This is a genomic window from Mycolicibacterium wolinskyi (assembly GCF_002101965.1).
In the GTDB taxonomy this organism is placed as follows: Bacteria; Actinomycetota; Actinomycetes; order Mycobacteriales; family Mycobacteriaceae; genus Mycobacterium; species Mycobacterium wolinskyi.
In genome coordinates, this window is sequence record NZ_LQQA01000034.1 from 207,748 (window position 1) to 225,559 (window position 17,812).

Genomic DNA, 17,812 nt, shown 5'->3' on the forward strand with positions numbered 1-17,812 from the left:
CTGTCACCTCTTGATCAGTTGAGCGAGTTCTTCGACGACCAGCGCCCGCAACTCGGCACGCAGCGCATCGAGTCCGGGGTCGCCGGGCCGGTTGACGGTCGGGTACGAGCGGCGCGCCGCGATGCTTGTCCGGGACGGCGCACCGTCGCGGTCGTTGGAGGCACGCGGATACTCCGGAACCGGGCCGGCCGGCGAACGCCAGGGGTTGATGCCCGCGAAATTGCCCATCACCACGCCGGGTTCGCTGTTGTAGGCGACCCGGGCCCAGTTGACGAGGTTGTGGGGCTGCAGGTTCTCGCCGATCGAGCTGCGGCCGACGAAGCCGGTGCCGATCGTCATCGACGGCGCCAGGTTGGTGTCCAGGCCCGAGCTGCCCGTGCTATTGCCGACGTTGACCGACACTCGCAACACCGGCACCTGCGCGGCGAAATCGGTGATGACAGCGGGGTTTTCGCTATGGATGGCCGCCGAGTGGCCGGCCCCGCCGATGCGCACCACCGCACGCGCGGCCCGGATACCGCGGGCGGCGTCGGCCGCGGTGGTCATGCCGAGTACCGGGGACAGCTTCTCGTGGGCGAGCATCTCTTCGGCGACCACATCGGTGAACGGCGCGACGAGCACACGGGTCTTGGGCGTGACCCGCAAACCGGCCTGTCCCGCGATCCATGCCGCATCGCGGCCGACCACGTCGGTGTTGAGGTGTCCGTCGGCGAACATGTAGGCCCGCAGCCGGCGCGCACCGTCCTCGTCGAGTATGTGGGCGCCGGCCCGGGTCAACGCCCCGCGCAGCTTGTCGGCGATCGAATCCTCGGCGATCAACACCGATTCGTTCGTGCACAACACCGAGTTGTCGAAGGCCTTGCTGTCGACGATGCGTTTGGCGGCCGCGGCGACATCGGCGCTCGCGTCGACGAACACCGGCACATTGCCGGGACCGACACCCAGCGCGGGGTTGCCCGACGCGTATGCGGCGCGGACGACGCCGGTGCCGCCGGTCGCGACGATGACGTCCGTGCGCTCGTCGGCCATGAGCGCCTGCACGAGGGGAATCGACGGTTCCTCGATGACCTGCACGACGCCGTCGGGCGCACCCGCCGCCACCGCGGCCTCGGCCAGCACCCGCGCGGCGTCGGCCGAGCACTGCTTGGCCCGCGGGTGCGGTGCGACGACGACGGCGTTACGTGTCATCAGCGCGAGGATCACCTTGAAGTACACCGTCGCAACGGGATTGGTCGTCGGCGTCAGGGCCAGCACCACACCCGCCGGCCGGGGCAGTTCGACGATCTTGCGGGCTTCGTCGATCCGTGGGGACACGAAGTCTTCTCCACGGTAGAAGTCGACGATGCCGCGCGAGCACGCCCGGTTCTTCATCACCTTGTCGGCGACAACTCCCATACCGGTCTCGGCGACGGCCTCGGCGGCGAACCGCTCGGCCTGCGCATAGCCCGCGTCGGCCACGGCGTTGACGATGTCGGCCACGGTCGCGGCGTCATATTCGGCATAGGCTGCGGCGGCCCAGCGGGCCCGTTCGAGCATGTGGCCGGCCTGCGCAACGTTTGTCATGATGCTTTTCGTCCCTTCGCAGCGGTCTTGGCCCGGGACACCGCGACTTCGAGGCGGTCCAGGACGTCCTCACACAGTTCACGTGAGAGGAGAAGACCCGGTTTGAACTGCAGCACACGGGGATCCAGCGTCGAGAAGATCGCCCACACCCCGTTCTCGTAGAGCTCGCGCATCACGAACTTGGCGCCTTCGGGATGATCGAACTCCAGCCCGATCACCACGCCGTTCTGCCGGACGCCGACGAACCAGTCGGGGTGGTCGTCCTGGATGCGGCGCAGCCCTTGGTCGAACAGGTCGGCGATGTAATGCACCATCGACCGCACCTCTGGGCGGGTGCAGATCTCCAGCGTCTTGATCGCCGCGACGCAGCCGAGTTCCGCGCCGCCGAACGTCGAGATGTGGCCGAAGCCGTCCTCGTCGAGCCACTGCGCGGCGCGCTCGCTCAGCAGCGCCGCGGTGATCGGATACATACCGCCGGACAAGCCCTTGCCCGTCACCAGGATGTCGGGGTCGATGCCGTGCTTGGTGATGCCCCACAGCTCGCCGGTGCGCATGAGCCCGGTCTGTACCTCGTCGGCGATGTAGAGCGTGCCGTGCTTCTCGGTCGCGGCCTTGACGGCTTCCAGGTAACCCGGTGGAGGAAGCGGGAATCCGTAAGTGGCCGGGATGGTCTCCATGATGACGGCGGCGACGTCGTTGCCGGCAAGCGCCTGTTCCATGGCGGCCACGTCGCCGAACGGCACCTGGATGAACTCCTCGGGCAGATCGGCGAGGAACATCTTGGCGAACCGGTCGTCGCCGGTCGCGACGGCCAGGCCGGTGTGACCGTGATAGGCCTTGATGATCGAGACGATCTTGCGGCGCTTGGTGGCATGCCGCGCGCTCTTGAGCGCGATGTCGATGGCCTCGCCGCCGCCGGATCCGAAGGCCACCTTGCTGATCGACGCCGGAGCCGTAGCCACCAGTCGCTGTGCCAGTGCCGTGCGGGCCACCGACGGGAAGTGGTGGTTACCGACGTCGAAGTGCGACATGCCCTCCGAGATCGCCTGCATCACTTCGGGATTGCGGTGGCCCAGGTTGTAGGTGCCGCCGTTGAGATGCATGTCGATCAGGCGGCGGCCACTCATATCCCACAGGAAGTACCCCTCGCGGCGGTCGATCACCAGATCGACGCCGGAGTCGGTCCAGAACTGTGTCTTGTCCGGATTCCAGAACGTTTTGGCTTGTTCCAGTACCTCGGCCTTGGACGCGAATGCGAACGTGCCGTAGTCGTACATGCGGCTCCCTCTTGAGCTACCCGGTAGCTGTGATGGCCCTCACCGTAAACGGTTGCAACCATTTATGTCAATGGTTCAGAAAGGGCCTTGCCATAGGCATTTGGTAGTGCCAATATACGTAGGGTTCGCACTGTGGCGCAGGCCACACCGAACGTCCACTGTAACCTGGAAGGTACTCCGCTAGATGACCGATCAAGCTGTCGCTGGTAGCGAAAATGCAGCTCATGATGTCCAGAGACTGAAACGCAACGCCGTCGGCACCGTCGGCGTCATCTTCATGGCAGTAGCCACCGCTGCGCCTATCACGGCAATGGTCGGCAACGTCCCGATCGCGGTCGGCTTCGGAAATGGTTCACACGCGCCAGCCGGGTACATCGTGGCTACGATCGTGCTCGGACTGTTTGCCATCGGTTACGCGACCATGGCCAAGCACATCACCGCCACGGGGGCGTTCTATGGCTTCATCTCCCACGGTCTGGGCCGAATCGTCGGCATGGCGAGCGGCGCCCTCATCACGATGGCCTATGTCGTGTTCGAGGCTTCGCTGATCGGCATCTTCGCGTTCTTCTTCCAGAACCTGTTCCTGTCCCAACTCGGGATCCACATCCACTGGATCGTGCCCGCGCTACTCATGTTGGCGGCCAACGCAATCCTCACGTACTTCGACGTCAACCTGACCGCCAAGGTGCTCGGTGTGTTCCTGGTGACCGAGATCGTGATGCTGGCTCTCGGCGCGCTCGCGGTGCTGTTCAAGGGCGGCGGTCCCGACGGCTTCGCCGTCGCCGAGACGCTCAACCCGATCGGCGCCTTCACGCCAGCGGCGGGAATCGCCGGTGCCAGTGCGGGTCTCGGCTTGTTCTTCGCGTTCTGGTCATGGGTCGGCTTCGAGTCGACGGCGATGTACGGCGAGGAGTCCCGCGATCCCAAGCGCATCATCCCGCGCGCGACGATGCTGAGCGTTCTGGGTGTCGGCCTGTTCTACGTCTTCGTGTCGTGGATGGCGATCGCGGGCACCGGTCCGCAGCAGTCGGTCGAACTCGCGCAGGACGCGGCGACGTCGTCGGAGATCTTCTTCGGCCCGGTGCGCGGCACATACGGCGAGTGGGCGATCACCGTGTTCAACATCCTGCTGGTCACCGGGTCGTTCGCGTGCGGCATGGCCTTCCACAACTGCGCGTCGCGCTATCTGTACGCGCTGGGGCGTGAGGGTCTGTCCGTGGGGTTGCAAAAGACCATCGGCGCAACGCATCCCAAGCATGGCTCGCCCTACATCGCGTCGTTCGTGCAGAGCGGCATCACGCTCGTGATCGTCCTGGCCTTCCTGTTCGCCGGCATGGACCCCTACGTGCACATGTACACGCTGCTGGCGATCCTCGGAACGATGGCGATCCTGATCGTGCAGTCGCTGTGTGCGTTCTCGGTGATCAGTTACTTCCACATCCGCAAGAACCACCCGGTGTCCAAGCATTGGTTCAAGACGCTCGTCGCCCCCGGACTCGGCGGGATCGGCATGCTCTATGTCGTCTACCTGCTGTGGCAGCACCGCGACACTGCCGCGGGAACCGCGTCGGGCACGCTGCTGTTCCAGCTGACGCCGTGGATCGTGGTTGGGCTGTTCATCTTCGGCGCTGCCATGGCCACCTACTTCAAGCTGCGCGATCCGCGCCGCTACGAGTTGATCGGCCGAATCGTGTACGAGGACGCCGAAATACGGGATTGATGGACTCGTACGAGCGTGACCTACTGAGGTTCGTCCTCGCGTGGGCTCCCTACGGGGGTCCACGCGAGGACGATGTCTGGCTTGAGTTCGGCATGACGGCCGATCAGTTGTGCGGCCGGTTCGCCCGCGTCGTCACGGGCCTGCTGCCCCGGGTCCGGTCGCTCCCCACGCCCGACCGGTGTCTGCTTGAGCAAGCCTGTGTGTACCTGCGCAAGCAGCGGATGGTGGCCCGGTCAGGCGAACGCCGCCCGTAGGTTTGTGAACTGGCTGGCCAAGAAGTCGCGTGACACCGGCGTCTTCGGTGCGATCTGGTCGAAGCCGTGGAAGGCCCCGTCGACCACTTCGACCTCGCAGGGCACCCCCGCTGCCCGGAGCCGCTCCGCGTACGCGAGGTCCTCGGCGTGGAACAGGTCGAGCGTGCCAACGCCGATCCATGCCGGCGCGAGGCCCGACAGATCCTCGTGGCGGGCAGGCACCGCGAGTGCCGGGTCGGCGTCGCCGAGATACGCCGACCACCCGAACTTGTTGCTGCCCTGGGTCCAGAGCCGGTGTCCCGGCGAATCGAGTTCCCGTCCCGTGCTGCGATCGTCGAGCATCGGATAGACCAGCAGTTGTGCGGCCAGTGTTACCCCACGGTCGCGGGCCAGGATGGCCAGCGCAGCGGCCAGGCCACCGCCCGCGCTTGCCCCGCCGATCGCGACGCGTGCCGGATCGACCGTGGGCAACGCGGCCAGCCAGGTCAGCGCGGAGTAGCAGTCCTCAAGCGCAGCCGGATATGGGTTCTGGGGTGCGAGCCGGTATTTCACGGCGGCCACCGTGGCGCCGAGCTCGTTGGCGAAGCGCCGGCACAGCGCGTCGTCCTGGGCCGGGCTCCCGAGCACATATCCGCCGCCGTGCATCCACAGCAGCGCCGGACCGGGTGTCGCGCGGCCGGCCGGCCGGAACAACCGGACCCCGGCGCCCGAGGTCAGCGTCAACACCTCGACATCCTTCGGGGTGCGACGGCCCTGCAGTCCGGTCAGGCGCTGAAAGATCGGCAGCGTACGGCGTGTGACCAGTTGGCGCGGGATGAAGCGGGCGATGCGTTCCAGATCGGGATGAAACGCGGTGGTCTCAGCGGCTGACGTCACACCGTCCGTTCTACCGTGTGGCGTTCAGTAGCGTCGGACGAGGTCACCGGTCTCGCCAGAATTTGTCACGTCAGCAGGGTTTCGAACGCCACCCGGTCGCCGCGGTACAGCGCCCGCACGATCTCGACCGGCAAGCCATCGGTGTCCACCGTTCGGCGGTTGAGCAGCAACATCGGCATGGCTGTCGACGACTCGAGCAGCGTGGCCTCCCTGGGTGAGGCCAGGGCGGTCTCGATGCGTTCGGTGGCCGAGCCGAAGTCGACGCCGCCGGCGCGGATCGCGGCGTAAAGCGACGTCGACGGATCGAAGCTGTCGTGCAAGTGTCCGAACCGGGCCGAGGACAGGTATGTGCTCTCCAGGCCGATGCGCTGATCGTCGGCGAGCAGTATGCGTTCGAGGTGCATGACCGGCGCGCCCGGCGCAATGTCGAGCCCGGCGGCGAGTTCGGTGGTGGCCTCGACGGTTTCCCACGTCACGAGTAGACGGCCCGGCCGCCGCCCCATCGCGAGCGCGCCCTCGGTGTAGGACTGCAGGCCGAGCGGTTGGGTGAGCTTGGGCCGCGACACCACGGTGCCTCGCCCGCGCCGCTCGATCCGTCCGGCGACCAGCAGCTCGTGCAGCGCCTGGCGCACGGTTTCCCTCGCCACCCCGAATCGCACGGCGAGTTCGCGCTCGGCGGGCACCGGGTCGCCCTCGGCGAGATCGGCGAGCATCGTGTCGAGTGCGGTCCGAATGACGTAGGGCTTGGGAAGAGGCTTCATATCGCGTGCCGGGCAACGCGTTCGGCGACGGCAAGCACATCGTCGATCGTCATCCCGTCAGCGTACGGATCTTTGGCGGCGTCGTCGTAGCGGCGCAGGCGCAACGCGTCGGAAAACCACGGATGGTCGACGAATTCGGCGTCGACACCCGGACCACCCTGGTGGCGCAGCGATACCGCAGACGTGTCCGACAGCGCGTAGCCCGGATCGGTCGCGGCGAGATACCGCTTGGCCGCGACATGCGCACCGGCCAGCCAGCCCACTCGTTCGCCGAATCTCGGGGACAGCCATTCGCGCGCGAACAGGTCGTGGTGCTCGGCATGGGGCCCGTGGAACAACGGGCTGTGGGCGAGATCGTGCAGCGCGGCGGCCAGCACCAGTTCGTCGTCGGCGCCGTCGTCGCGGGCGCGGGCCGCCGACTGCAGGGCGTGATCCAGTTCGTCGACGGCTTCCTCGTCCCATATCCCACGCAGCGAGCGCAGTACCCGGCCGACTTCCTCGACGTGTTGCATGATGACAGCGTACCCGGATTTGGTCTATACCAGTTCTTAACCTGCTGTTCGGCGACACAACACCCGCAGGTGGCGGGACGGACTTGATCAGTCGAGAGGGTCAACGGTTATGCGGGTGACGATCATCGGTGGCGGCATCCTCGGCACAGCCCACGCACTCGAAGCGGTGCATCGCGGGCACCGGGTGGTGCACCTGGAACGCGAACGGGAGGCGCGGGGCGCCACGGTACGCAACTTCGGTCTGATCTGGGTGTCGGGCCGGTCCACCGCTGAGCTCGAAGCTGCGCTGCGTTCCCGCGAACTGTGGGAGAAACTCGGCGCGGACATACCCGGAATCGGTTTCCGCCCTGCGGGATCCATCACCCTGCTGCGAACGGAAGCCGAGTTCGCGGTTGCCGAAGAGGCCGCGGCCCGCGCCGACGCCGGACATCGCGGTTTCACCCTGCTGGACCCCGAGCAGGTGCGCGCGCTCAATCCCGCGCTGCGTGGGCGTTACGTCGGTGGCCTGCACTGCTCGCTGGATGCCGCGGTCGAATCCCGCCAGGCATTGCCTGCCATTCGTGAATACCTCACTGCCAGTAGGCGTTACGATTTCATCGCGGGTTCCGAAGCGCGCGCGGTGGACAACCGGACCGTGCGCGACGACCGCGGCAACCGGTACGAAGCCGACCTCGTGCTGGTGTGCGCCGGAGCCGCCCACGGCGGGCTGGTGCGCGACCTCGCCGGCGAGCTTCCCGTGCGCCGGGTGCGGTTGCAGATGATGCAGACCGAACCGCTCGACGAACAATTGACCACCGCGATCGCCGACGCCGACAGCTTCCGCTATTACCCGGGGTTCGCCGGGCCCGCGCTGGATACCCTGCGTAGCAGCGAAACCCAGCATCCGGTCGCCGAGGAGCAGCACATGCAACTGCTGTGCGTCCAGCGGCTGCACGGTGGTCTGACGATCGGCGACACGCACGAATACGACGAGCCGTTCGGCTTCGACGTGCACGAAGCGCCATACGCCTACCTCGTCGACGTCGTCGAAGAATTCCTCGGCCGGGCACTTCCGCCGATCCGGCAGCGCTGGGCCGGCGTCTACAGCCAATGCCTGGATCCACACCAGTTGGTGTGCCGCGCCGCACCCGAGGACGACGTGTGGGTGATCACCGGCCCGGGCGGCCGGGGCATGACGCTGGGCCCGGCCATCGCCGAGCAGACCGCAGACCTGATCGGTCTCTGAGTAAGGAAAGAAAATGCCGAACGACGATATCCAGCTCGCTGTCATCGACATGGCCGGAACCACCGTGGCCGACGACGGTCTGGTGAACAGCGCCTTCGAGGCCGCCGCCACCGCGGCCGGGATCCCCGCGGAAGGGGAGGAGCGGGAGAACGCGCGTCAATACGTACTCGACACCATGGGGCAGTCGAAGATCGTCGTGTTCCGCGCATTGCTCGACACCGAGGAACTCGCGCAGCTCGCGAACGCCGAATTCGAGCGCACCTACGCCGAGCTGATCGACAACGGTCAGGCTCACGCGATAGACGGTGCGGCAGAGGCGATCACGGAGCTGCGTGACGCCGGCATCAAGGTTGCCCTGACGACGGGATTCAGCGGCCCCACCCAGGAAAAGCTGCTCGCCGCGCTGGGTTGGCAGGACGTGGCAGACCTCGTGCTCGCCCCGGATGACGGCGTGCGTGGCCGCCCGTACCCCGATCTCATCCTGACCGCGCTCATCCGTCTGCAGGCCGACGGCGTCGCCAATGTCGCCGCCCTCGGTGATACCGCCAACGATGTCGAAAGTGCTCGCCGTGCGGGCGTCGCCATTGCCGCGGGTGCGCTCACCGGCGCGCATGTCGAGGAGCAGTTGCGGGCCGCCGGCGCCACCCATGTCGTGGGGTCGATCACCGACTTCGCAGATCTTCTGCTGCGCTGAGATGACCGATACCGGACTGGGCGACGTCAGCGTTGCCGGCCTGGCCCGGCGGCGGTTCGTCGCGAAGGAACCGGCGACCCCGGCTGTCGTCTTCGACCGTGTCGGCGTGTCGTACGGCCGCGGCGCGCGTGCGACGCCTGCGCTGATCGACTTCAGCCTGCGCGTGGCCCGAGGGGAGACGGTCGCACTGCTGGGACCGAGCGGAGCGGGGAAGTCGACTGCGCTTCGCGCCCTTGCCGGAGTCGTGCGGCCCAGCTCGGGCACGCTCTGGGCGGCCGGTCGTGACGTCACCGGCCTGCCAGCCGTCAAGCGGGGCATCGGGGTGGTGCTGCAGTCCGGTTCGCTTTTCCCGCATATGCGGGTGGCCGACAACGTCGCGTTCGGTCTGCGGGCCCAGCGTGTCCCGCGGCGAGAGATCGAGGGCCGTGTCACCGATGCGCTCGAGACCGTCGGCATGACGTCTTACGGAAGATGTTTTCCGCGTGAGCTTTCCGACGTCCAGCAGCTGCGCGCCTCGGTCGCCAGGGCGCTGGCCATCCGGCCCACGGTGCTGTTGCTGGATGAACCACTGGCCGCGCTGGATGTCCAACTGCGGCAGTCCGTTCTGGTCGAGCTGCAACAGCTGAAGAAGACGTTGCCGGACATCGCGATGCTCTATGTCACCCATGACCCGGCAGAGGCGCTCGCGCTGGCCGACCGCATCGCGGTGATGGCCGATGGTCGGCTCGTGGACGTCGACAAGGCTGAAATCCTCTGGAAGCGTCCGCCCACCACCTACACCGCCACGTTCCTCGGCGGAGCCAACCTGCTGCCATGCACCGTCGGCCGGGTGATCGGCACCTCGGCGTTGGTGACGGTCGCGAATCGCACGGTCAGCGCCGAGGCGCCGCAACCGGCGGTGGGCCGGATCGACTGGGCGCCGGGTTCGGCCGCACTGCTGTGTATCCGTCCGCACGCCTTGCAGGTCGTGTCGCTCGGCAATCGGGACGCCCTGCGCGCCACCGTGAATGCCGCGATATGGCGCGGTGCGACGACGCGGCTGGTGGCCTCGGTCAACCAGTTGCCCGACCACTCGATCGAGGTCGACGTACCTGGCCATGCCCGCTTCGAGGTGGGCAGTGAGGTCGGCGTGCGCATCCCCGAACCGGCCGGTGTGCTCGTGCGGGCGGGGTAATTCGCAGTGAACAACTTCGCGAAGTTGTCGACTGATGGGCCGTGCCGCGCGGTAGGCTCGAAAAATGACGGCACGACCGGATACCCGGTACTCCGGACCGAGCTTGGCCAGCCGCGCCCGGTGGTTGCTACACGCCAAGCCTGCCGATCACATGCTGGCATTGAGCGTCGCATCGGCTTCGCTGCCCGTCGTCGGCAAGCACCTGGAACCGCTCGGTGCGATGGCGGCCATGAGTGTGTGGGGTTTCCGCCACATGCCCGACTTCGTCGCCGCATCCGCGAGGTCCTGGCTGGCCCCGGATCCGGCCGGGCTGCGTAAGGCAGATCGGGACAAGACCAATTCCGTTGCTCGGCAGGCACTGCAAAACCTCGTGGCCGCCGCTGATTTGGCGATCGACTGGCCCGCGCCGCAGAGCATGCCGCCGCTGTGGAACACGATCGCGCACCGGCGCAGCGTTTACCGGACTTCCGTACGCTACGGCGACAGTCCGTCGCAGTTGCTCGATGTGTGGCGGCCAAAGGATCTGCCGACCGAACCGGCGCCAGTGCTGATCTTCGTGCCCGGTGGCGCGTGGGTCCACGGCAGTCGCATGCTGCAGGGTTACGCGTTGATGTCGCACCTCGCGCAGCAGGGATGGGTGTGTCTGTCGATCGACTACCGCGTGGCGCCGCACCATCGCTGGCCGCGTCACATCACCGACGTCAAGGCCGCAATCGCCTGGGCGCGCGCGAATGTCGACAAGTTCGGCGGGGACCGAAATTTCGTTGCGATTGCCGGGTGTTCGGCGGGCGGACACCTGGCCGCCCTTGCCGGCCTGACCCCCAACCACCCTGATCTGCAGGGTGATCTGTCCGAAAGTTCGGACACCACGGTCGATGCCGTCGTGGGCATCTACGGCCGCTACGACTGGGAGGATCGCTCGACCGCCGAACGGGTGCGGTTCGTCGATTTCCTGGAACGCGTTGTGGTCAAACGCAAGATCGACCGGCACCCGGAAATCTTCCGGCTCGCTTCGCCGATAGCCCAGATCCATCCGGACGCTCCACCGTTCCTGGTGGTTCACGGTACGGCCGACACCGTCATCCCGGTCGCGCAGGCGCGCAGCTTCGTCGACCGTCTCAAAGCGGTGTCGCATGCCCCGGTCGGCTATGTGGAACTGCCTGGCGCGGGCCACGCCTTCGACATGACCGACGGGGCCAGGACCGGAGCGATGGCCACGGCAATTGGCTTGTTCCTCAATGAAATTCACCGAAACCGGACGATTGACCGGACTAAAGCGGTTATATAGACGCCTCCACAGGGGAGGTACACCGTGAAGCGGTTGAGTGGGTGGGACGCGTTCCTGCTGTACACCGAGACGCCCAACGTCCACATGCATACATTGAAGATCGCCGTCATCGATCTTGAGGGGATCGGCGACCGCACCTTCGGTGTCGACGACTTTCGTAAAGTGCTGCACGGCCGGCTCTACAAGCTCGACCCGTTCCGGTATCAGCTCATCGACATCCCGTTCAAGTTCCACCACCCGATGTGGCGCGAGAACTGCGACGTCGACCTGGACTACCACGTCCGGCCGTGGCGGCTGCCCGCTCCCGGCGGCCGGCGCGAACTCGACGAGGCCATCGGTGCGATAGCCAGCACGCCGCTGGATCGCAGCCGCCCGCTGTGGGAGATGTACTTCGTCGAAGGGCTGGCCAATGACCGCATCGCGGTGGTCGGCAAGATCCACCATGCACTGGCCGACGGCATCGCGTCGGCGAACCTGCTGGCCCGCGGGATGGACCTGCAGGAGGGGCCGCAACGCGATCGCGATTCCTACGCGACGGATCCGGCACCATCCAAGAGCGAGTTGGTGCGTTCGGCATTCCGCGATCACCTGCGGCAGATCGGCCGGTTGCCGGGGACCATCCGTTACACCGCGGAGGGCGTCGGACGGGTACGACGTAGCAGCCGCAAGCTCTCGCCTGAGCTGACCCGTCCGTTCACGCCGCCGCCGAGCTTCATGAACCACGTGCTGACGCCCAGACGGCTGTTCGCGACGGCGACGCTCGCGCTGTCCGATGTCAAGGAGACGAGCAAAAAGCTCGGCATCACGATCAACGACCTGGTGCTGTCCATGTCCTCGGGGGCGTTGCGCACCCTGTTACTCAAGTACGACGGCAAGGCCGACCATCCACTGTTGGCCTCGGTGCCGATGAGCTTCGACTTCTCACCCGACCGGATCTCGGGCAATCGATTCAGCGGCGTGCTCGTGGCGTTGCCGGTCGATGAGGCCGACACCGCCGAACGGGTCCGCAAGGCGCGCGAGGCGGCCGGCCTCGCCAAAGAGAGTCACCAACTCATCGGGCCCGAGCTCATCGCACGCTGGGCCGCCTACATCCCGCCGGCCCCGGTCGAAGCGGCGTTCAAATGGCTCTCTGGCAAGGACGGCCAGAACAAGGTTCTCAACCTCAACATCTCCAACGTTCCCGGTCCGCGTGAGCGGGGCAAGGTCGGTGGGGCCACGGTCACCGAGATCTACTCCGTCGGTCCGATCACCGCGGGCAGCGGGTTGAACATCACGGTGTGGAGCTATGTCGATCAACTCAACATCTCGGTGATCGCCGACGACGCCACTGTCGACGATCCGCATGAGGTGACCGACGCGATGCTCGACGAGTTCCGCGACATCCGAAGGTGCGCAGGGCTTCCCGACAAACTCACGGTCGTCGAGACCGCGATGCCGCAGTAGGTGAGGCCCTGGACGCCGAGCGGCCAGTTATGTCACGGTTCTCGCTGAACAACGTGTCACAACTGGCCATTCGACACCCGCTCACGGTGAGTGGTCGGATTCGCTCTCTACGCCGAAGGCGTTGACGGCCAGCGCCAGCAGTTGGTATCCACCGATGAGGAACACGAGGTCCATGCGTTGGTTCTCGTCGAGGAACTCGGCGAGGCGGTCCCACGTCGACTGCGTGATGGTGTGGAAAGCGACGAGATCGTCGACCGCACACACGATCACGTCATCATGGGTGTCCGAGCAGTGACCCGACAGGATGCCGTCGATGTCGTCGTCGGTCAGGCCGGCCTGCCGTGCGATGGGCAAGTGGTGTGTCCACAGGTAGTCGCAGTCGCTGCGCAGCACGATTCGCAGTAGCGCCACTTCCCGAATACGTGGGGACAGCCGCGATCCGCGCAGCAGGTAGGCGTTGAACGGCAGGTAAGCGCGCGTCAGGTCCGGATTGCGCACCAACGTCGACAGGACGTTGCCCGCGCCTTCGGGGTTCGCTCGTTCGGCCGGGATGAGGGAGGCCAGGGCCGCGCGCGTGTTGTCGTCCCATTGCTCAAATGGCAATGGGGTCAACCGTAGCGGGTGCAATCTACTGGATCGGTTCGTCGCCGAGCACCGTGGTGCGCAGCATGTGGCGGGGTGAGTTGGGCTCGTAGGGGGCGGCACGATGCAGCACACCCTGGTTGTCCCAGATGACGGTGTCACCGACGGACCATTTGTGGCTGTACACCTTGTCGGGCGTGGTGGCGTGCTCGAGGAGCTCGGCGAGCAGCGCGCGGCCTTCGTCGCGATCCATACCGACGATGTAATCCGCGGAGGCGCCGAGCACCAGCGACTTGCGGCCGCTGCGATGTGTCCACACCAGCGGGTTCTCGTGTGTCGGCCGGGATTGCCACCGCTGCAACTGTTCCGGGGTGGGGTCGGGATAGACCCGTCGTTGGGAGGCCTCAAGCGAGTGGACCACCCGAAGACCTTGGTAGCGTTCCTTCTCGGAGTCCTCGAGCGTGTCGTATGCGGCATACGAGTTCGCGAATTCTGTTTCACCGCCTCGCGCGGCGACTTGCAGCGCCGAGAGCACTGTCGCCTTCTGCGGGCACTCGTCGTGGAGCGGTGTGCAGCCGTCGATGTGCCAGTCGAACGTCGCCTTGAGGTATTCGGCGGCCTTGTTCTTCGACTGGTCCAACGTGATCGGGTAGATGCCCGAGACCGGGTGATGGCCGTCGGCGGACCGGTCGATCTCGCCGAGCCGTTGCGAAAATGCCACCTGTGCTTCGGGTTCCAGATGCAGATCGTGGAACACCAACACGCCGTTGTCTTCGAGTGCGTCGAGGATCGCGGCGCCAAGACCACTGTCGCTTGCGAGGCGGTCGGGGTCGACGCCGCAGACCTCGGCGCCTACCGACGTCGTCAGTTTGTTGATCGTGAGCACGCTCATCGGAGTGTCCTTTCGGGTGCGGTCATGGCACCGGTTCACCGGTGCGGATCATCACGGCATCGGCCGCGTCGACCGGGGCGGGCTGATGCATGATCTCCACCGACATCGCCACCATGATGAGCGAATAGATCAGGTGCAGAAGATTGAGTGCATCGTCGGGCAATCCGTCGAGCGGGAACTTGTCGCAGTAGTCGATCGCCTCTTCGAGACGCGGGAAGAAGGCGTCGTAGAACTGCTCCATCTGCGGCATGGTGGACGACAGACGGGCGTTCCAGCGTTCGGTTTCGGTGGCCAGACACCAGGTCTCGGCGTACGGCTCGAGTTCGGCGAACGCGCTGGGCAGCATGGGTTCTGACATCTCACACCCCCGCCGGAGTGCGGTCGCGTTGGTACTCGTCGACCCAGTCGACAACGACCTTGTGCAGGTGGCGGACCAGGATTTCCTGGTCGTTGAGCGGGTAGTCGTCGACGATGCCGTACTCCAGCGCGGCCTGGGTGCCGCCGAGCATGCCGGCGTCCTGCAGCGCGAATTCCTTGAGTACCACGGCGGCAACCTCGTGTTCGATGCGTTCACGCACGTTTCGCGCCGGGTGGAAGTACGTGTATGCCTCGAAGCGGTGGGTGTTGTGAGATGTGGGCCAGTACCGGTACAGCAGATACCAGCCGCCGTAGATGAGGATCTCGGTGTTGGGAAAGATCTGGAAGTTGCTGATGCCCCACGGTTCGATGCCGCCCGGATTCAAACCCTGTGGCAGCTCGCCGATGTCGGGCGTCCGCCACGGACCCACCAGGCCGCTGCGGGTGGCCCGCTCGATCGGGTACATGTACTCCGGGGCCAGCAGCCAGCGGCGCGTGCCTGCGGTCGACACCAGCCGGTGAGGCCCGTCGAGCTGGAAGTGGCCACAGGTGAAACCCGCGTTGGGGTCGCGCACCTCGGGCGGCACCTGTTGGGTGTGCAGCGACGGCACGTGGTAGTACTCCTGGAACGCGTCGGCGAAGATCTTCCAGTTGCTGTTGTTGTGGGCAACCCAGTCGTAGCGTTCGGTGAGTTTGTGGAACGGATAGTCGTCGAGATCCGTGATCATCGGCCCGAGGAATTCTCGCAAACTCTGCCGCGGTGTCGCGTCGAAGTTGATGAACACGAAGCCGTTCCACACATCGCAGTGCACCGGAACCAGGCCGTAGTCCGCGGTGTCGACCGCGAATGGTTCGGGAACATATGTCAGCGTCCCGTCGAGGCCATAGCGCCAGCCGCATTGCCTGCACTCGAAGAACTCGGCGGAGCCAGCAGTCTCCCGCTCGGGGAAGTCGTTCCATAGCAGCTTGTTTCCGCGATGTCGGCAGGTCTTGTGAAACGCCCTGAGTTGGTCGTCGGCACCTCGGACCAGGATCACCGAGGCGCGGGCGGCCTCGATCTCCTTGGTCGCGTAGTGTCCGGCGGCTGGGACCTCCTCGACGCGTGCGACGTTGAGCCAGGCCCGTTTGAACACCGCCTCACGTTCCACCTCGTAGAACTCCGGCGAGGTCGAGTCACGAAACGACACCGGACCGGTGCCCAGTTCCGGGTAATGCTCGGTCCAGGAGCCTTCTGCCGGTTTAGGCCATCGCTTCATCGGTACCTCCCTGTCTGGTCACATCACCGCTCCACCGTTGACACCGAGCACCTGACCGGTGATGAACCCGGCCTCGTCCGAGCACAGAAACCCCACGGCTGCGGCGATATCCGCGCCAGTACCCAAGCGGCCCAGCGGGATGTTTCCGGCGATCTGCTCGTTGGGCGGCAGATAGCCGGCGGCCTGTGACTGATGCTGCATCGGCGTCTCGATGCCCGAGGGCGGGATGTTGTTCACTGTGATGCCGTACTCCGCGTATTCGCGGGCCAGCGACTTCGTCAGCGTGATCACGGCGCCCTTCGACGCCGCGTAATGGGCGGCGAACGGCGACCCGCGCTGGGCGCTGGACGACGAGATCATCACGATGCGGCCCCATTTGGCGTCGATCATGTCCGGCAGTGCGGCACGGCAGCTGTAGAACGTGCCGGTCAGGTTGACGTCGATGATCCGCGCCCACGCGTCGTCGCTGATGTCCAGGAACGGTGAGTATCCGAACACGCCCGCGCTGGTTACCAACGCGCTTACCGGTCCGAGCTCGCCGCGGACCTTCGCAAACCCCTGGTCGACGGCCCGGCTGTCGGTAACATCGGCTCCGATGGCCATGGCAGTGCAGCCGGCGGCGCGCAGATCATCGGTAACCCGTTGAGCTGCATCTTCATTCATGTCGACGACGCCGACCTTGAAGCCCCGTCTGCCGAGCTCGTGACAGGTCGATTCCCCCATGCCCGAGGCGCCGCCGGTAACCACCGCGACCCTGCTCATTCGTACACGACCTTCACCGTGCGACTCGTCGGCAATGCCTGACACGTCACCACCAAGCCGTCGGCCACCTCGTCGTCATCGAGCGCGTCGTTGTTGAGCATGCGAGCACTACCTTCGGTGATCTGCGCGATACACGTCCCGCACGAACCGGTTTCACATGACGAGGGCGCGCGCAGCCCGCCCATCCGAGCGGTCTGCAGCAACGTGTGTCCGGGGCGGTACGCAAGTGTGACCGAGCGGCGGTCGAGTTCGATCGTGACTTCCTCGGTCACCGTGGCGGTTTCGACAGGAGCCGGCGCGATGGTGAACCGCTCCAGGTGGAGCCGGTCCGCCGATACCCCGGCTGAAAGCAGTGCCTTCTCGACCGTGTCCATGAACGGCCCAGGCCCGCAGACGTAGAAGTCGGCGTCGGTGACCTCGGCGATGAATGTTTCGACCTGTTCGGCCGTGACCAAACCCTTTTCGTCATCGAGGTGATGACATAACGTGAAACGGTCCGGGTGGCCCTCCCGCAGCGCGGCCAACGACTTCTCGAAGATGATCGAATCGCGGCTGCGGTTGGCGTAGAAGAGGCGCGCGCAGCGGCCGGTCGTTTCGAGCGCCGACCGTAACAGTGAATACACCGGGGTGATCCCGCTTCCGCCGGCGAAGGCCACGAGGTCGCGCTCCTGCTCGCGCATCACGAACCGGCCTTGCGGAGGCGCGGCATGCAACTCGTCACCGGGTGCCGCGGTGTTGTTCAGCCAGTTGGACACGACGCCGTCGCGGTCGCGTTTGACGGTGATCTGCAGATTTTCGTCGAGCGCGGGGGACGACGACATCGAATAGCAGCGCCGGTGTTCCTGGCCGTCGACGTGGACCAGCAGGGTGAGGAATTGGCCGGGAAGGTACCGGAATTCCGCTGCGCCACCGGGTGGGCGGTCGAAGACGAGCGACACCGCATCGGAGGTCTCGCGAACCACTTGCTTTACGCGCAGTGGTACGAAGCCCTCGGCCCGGGTGGTGGCTGGTTCAAGCATCCCGGCCAGAGTATCAACTACTTGTCATTAGTATCAAGTACTAGATACGTTGTCGATTGTGCGGCCTCATACGGGTGCGTCGGCTTGGATTCAAGCGGTGGCTGCAACGAATGTGGACGGGTCTGACAGTAGTCGGTGGAGTTCTTCGGCGGGGGTG

General features: G+C 65.9%; 18 protein-coding genes. 7 read left to right on the top strand and 11 right to left on the bottom strand.

Going from position 1 to position 17,812, the window contains the following annotated elements; translation table 11 throughout:
* Positions 1-3 precede the first annotated feature (3 nt).
* Positions 4-1,563, bottom strand: coding sequence for an aldehyde dehydrogenase family protein (locus AWC31_RS35070; RefSeq protein WP_085150258.1), 1,560 nt, complete (start codon positions 1,561-1,563; stop codon positions 4-6).
* The gene (locus AWC31_RS35075) at positions 1,560-2,840 is read right to left on the bottom strand and encodes a class-III pyridoxal-phosphate-dependent aminotransferase (protein ID WP_067848532.1); all 1,281 of its coding nucleotides are present in this window, start codon (positions 2,838-2,840) and stop codon (positions 1,560-1,562) included. Before AWC31_RS35075 ends, AWC31_RS35070 begins: the two co-directional genes overlap by 4 nt.
* Before the next feature lie 184 nt (positions 2,841-3,024).
* Here AWC31_RS35075 and AWC31_RS35080 point away from each other — a divergent pair, with 184 nt between their 5' ends.
* Positions 3,025-4,560 (top strand): APC family permease, encoded by a 1,536-nt coding sequence (locus AWC31_RS35080; RefSeq protein ID WP_085150261.1) that lies wholly within the window; start codon positions 3,025-3,027, stop codon positions 4,558-4,560.
* Complete coding sequence (locus AWC31_RS35085; RefSeq protein WP_085150263.1) at positions 4,560-4,814, top strand: hypothetical protein; 255 nt, start codon at positions 4,560-4,562, stop codon at positions 4,812-4,814. Before AWC31_RS35080 ends, AWC31_RS35085 begins: the two co-directional genes overlap by 1 nt.
* Here AWC31_RS35085 and AWC31_RS35090 read toward each other — a convergent pair.
* The 3 genes from AWC31_RS35090 to AWC31_RS35100 all read right to left on the bottom strand — a co-directional run bounded on the left by AWC31_RS35090 (position 4,794) and on the right by AWC31_RS35100 (position 6,963).
* A complete protein-coding gene (locus AWC31_RS35090; RefSeq protein ID WP_085150265.1) occupies positions 4,794-5,690 on the bottom strand; it encodes an alpha/beta hydrolase in 897 nt (298 codons plus the stop codon). The two genes, AWC31_RS35085 and AWC31_RS35090, sit on opposite strands and share 21 nt — an antisense overlap.
* A gap of 65 nt (positions 5,691-5,755) precedes the next feature.
* Positions 5,756-6,451: a GntR family transcriptional regulator gene (locus AWC31_RS35095; RefSeq protein WP_085150267.1), complete on the bottom strand. Its 696-nt coding sequence runs from the start codon at positions 6,449-6,451 to the stop codon at positions 5,756-5,758.
* On the bottom strand, positions 6,448-6,963 hold the full coding sequence (locus AWC31_RS35100; protein WP_085150269.1) for an HD domain-containing protein: 516 nt from the start codon (positions 6,961-6,963) through the stop codon (positions 6,448-6,450). Before AWC31_RS35100 ends, AWC31_RS35095 begins: the two co-directional genes overlap by 4 nt.
* A gap of 109 nt (positions 6,964-7,072) precedes the next feature.
* Here AWC31_RS35100 and AWC31_RS35105 point away from each other — a divergent pair, with 109 nt between their 5' ends.
* From AWC31_RS35105 to AWC31_RS35125, 5 genes are all read left to right on the top strand, one after another.
* The gene (locus tag AWC31_RS35105; protein ID WP_085150271.1) at positions 7,073-8,188 is read left to right on the top strand and encodes a TIGR03364 family FAD-dependent oxidoreductase; all 1,116 of its coding nucleotides are present in this window, start codon (positions 7,073-7,075) and stop codon (positions 8,186-8,188) included.
* A 13-nt stretch (positions 8,189-8,201) separates the two neighbouring features.
* Positions 8,202-8,882 (top strand): phosphonatase-like hydrolase, encoded by a 681-nt coding sequence (locus tag AWC31_RS35110; RefSeq protein WP_085150273.1) that lies wholly within the window; start codon positions 8,202-8,204, stop codon positions 8,880-8,882.
* A 1-nt stretch (position 8,883) separates the two neighbouring features.
* Positions 8,884-10,056, top strand: a complete 1,173-nt coding sequence (locus AWC31_RS35115) for an ABC transporter ATP-binding protein (protein WP_085150275.1) — start codon at positions 8,884-8,886, stop codon at positions 10,054-10,056.
* Positions 10,057-10,120: 64 nt separating this feature from the next.
* Positions 10,121-11,344: an alpha/beta hydrolase gene (locus AWC31_RS35120; RefSeq protein ID WP_085150277.1), complete on the top strand. Its 1,224-nt coding sequence runs from the start codon at positions 10,121-10,123 to the stop codon at positions 11,342-11,344.
* Positions 11,345-11,368: 24 nt separating this feature from the next.
* The gene (locus AWC31_RS35125; protein WP_085150279.1) at positions 11,369-12,787 is read left to right on the top strand and encodes a WS/DGAT/MGAT family O-acyltransferase; all 1,419 of its coding nucleotides are present in this window, start codon (positions 11,369-11,371) and stop codon (positions 12,785-12,787) included.
* An 81-nt stretch (positions 12,788-12,868) separates the two neighbouring features.
* Here the strand turns inward: AWC31_RS35125 and AWC31_RS35130 are convergent, their stop codons facing one another.
* The 6 genes from AWC31_RS35130 to AWC31_RS35155 are packed head-to-tail and all read right to left on the bottom strand — an operon-like array spanning position 12,869 to position 17,655.
* On the bottom strand, positions 12,869-13,399 hold the full coding sequence (locus AWC31_RS35130) for a carboxymuconolactone decarboxylase family protein (protein ID WP_085150321.1): 531 nt from the start codon (positions 13,397-13,399) through the stop codon (positions 12,869-12,871).
* Between the two features lie 16 nt (positions 13,400-13,415).
* The gene (locus AWC31_RS35135; RefSeq protein ID WP_085150319.1) at positions 13,416-14,261 is read right to left on the bottom strand and encodes a TauD/TfdA dioxygenase family protein; all 846 of its coding nucleotides are present in this window, start codon (positions 14,259-14,261) and stop codon (positions 13,416-13,418) included.
* Between the two features lie 22 nt (positions 14,262-14,283).
* Positions 14,284-14,619, bottom strand: coding sequence for a hypothetical protein (locus tag AWC31_RS35140; RefSeq protein ID WP_207626494.1), 336 nt, complete (start codon positions 14,617-14,619; stop codon positions 14,284-14,286).
* A 1-nt stretch (position 14,620) separates the two neighbouring features.
* Positions 14,621-15,874: an aromatic ring-hydroxylating oxygenase subunit alpha gene (locus tag AWC31_RS35145; protein ID WP_085150281.1), complete on the bottom strand. Its 1,254-nt coding sequence runs from the start codon at positions 15,872-15,874 to the stop codon at positions 14,621-14,623.
* A gap of 18 nt (positions 15,875-15,892) precedes the next feature.
* Positions 15,893-16,636: an SDR family NAD(P)-dependent oxidoreductase gene (locus AWC31_RS35150; protein WP_085150283.1), complete on the bottom strand. Its 744-nt coding sequence runs from the start codon at positions 16,634-16,636 to the stop codon at positions 15,893-15,895.
* Positions 16,633-17,655, bottom strand: a complete 1,023-nt coding sequence (locus AWC31_RS35155) for a ferredoxin--NADP reductase (RefSeq protein WP_085150285.1) — start codon at positions 17,653-17,655, stop codon at positions 16,633-16,635. Before AWC31_RS35155 ends, AWC31_RS35150 begins: the two co-directional genes overlap by 4 nt.
* Between the last annotated feature and the right edge of the window lie 157 nt (positions 17,656-17,812).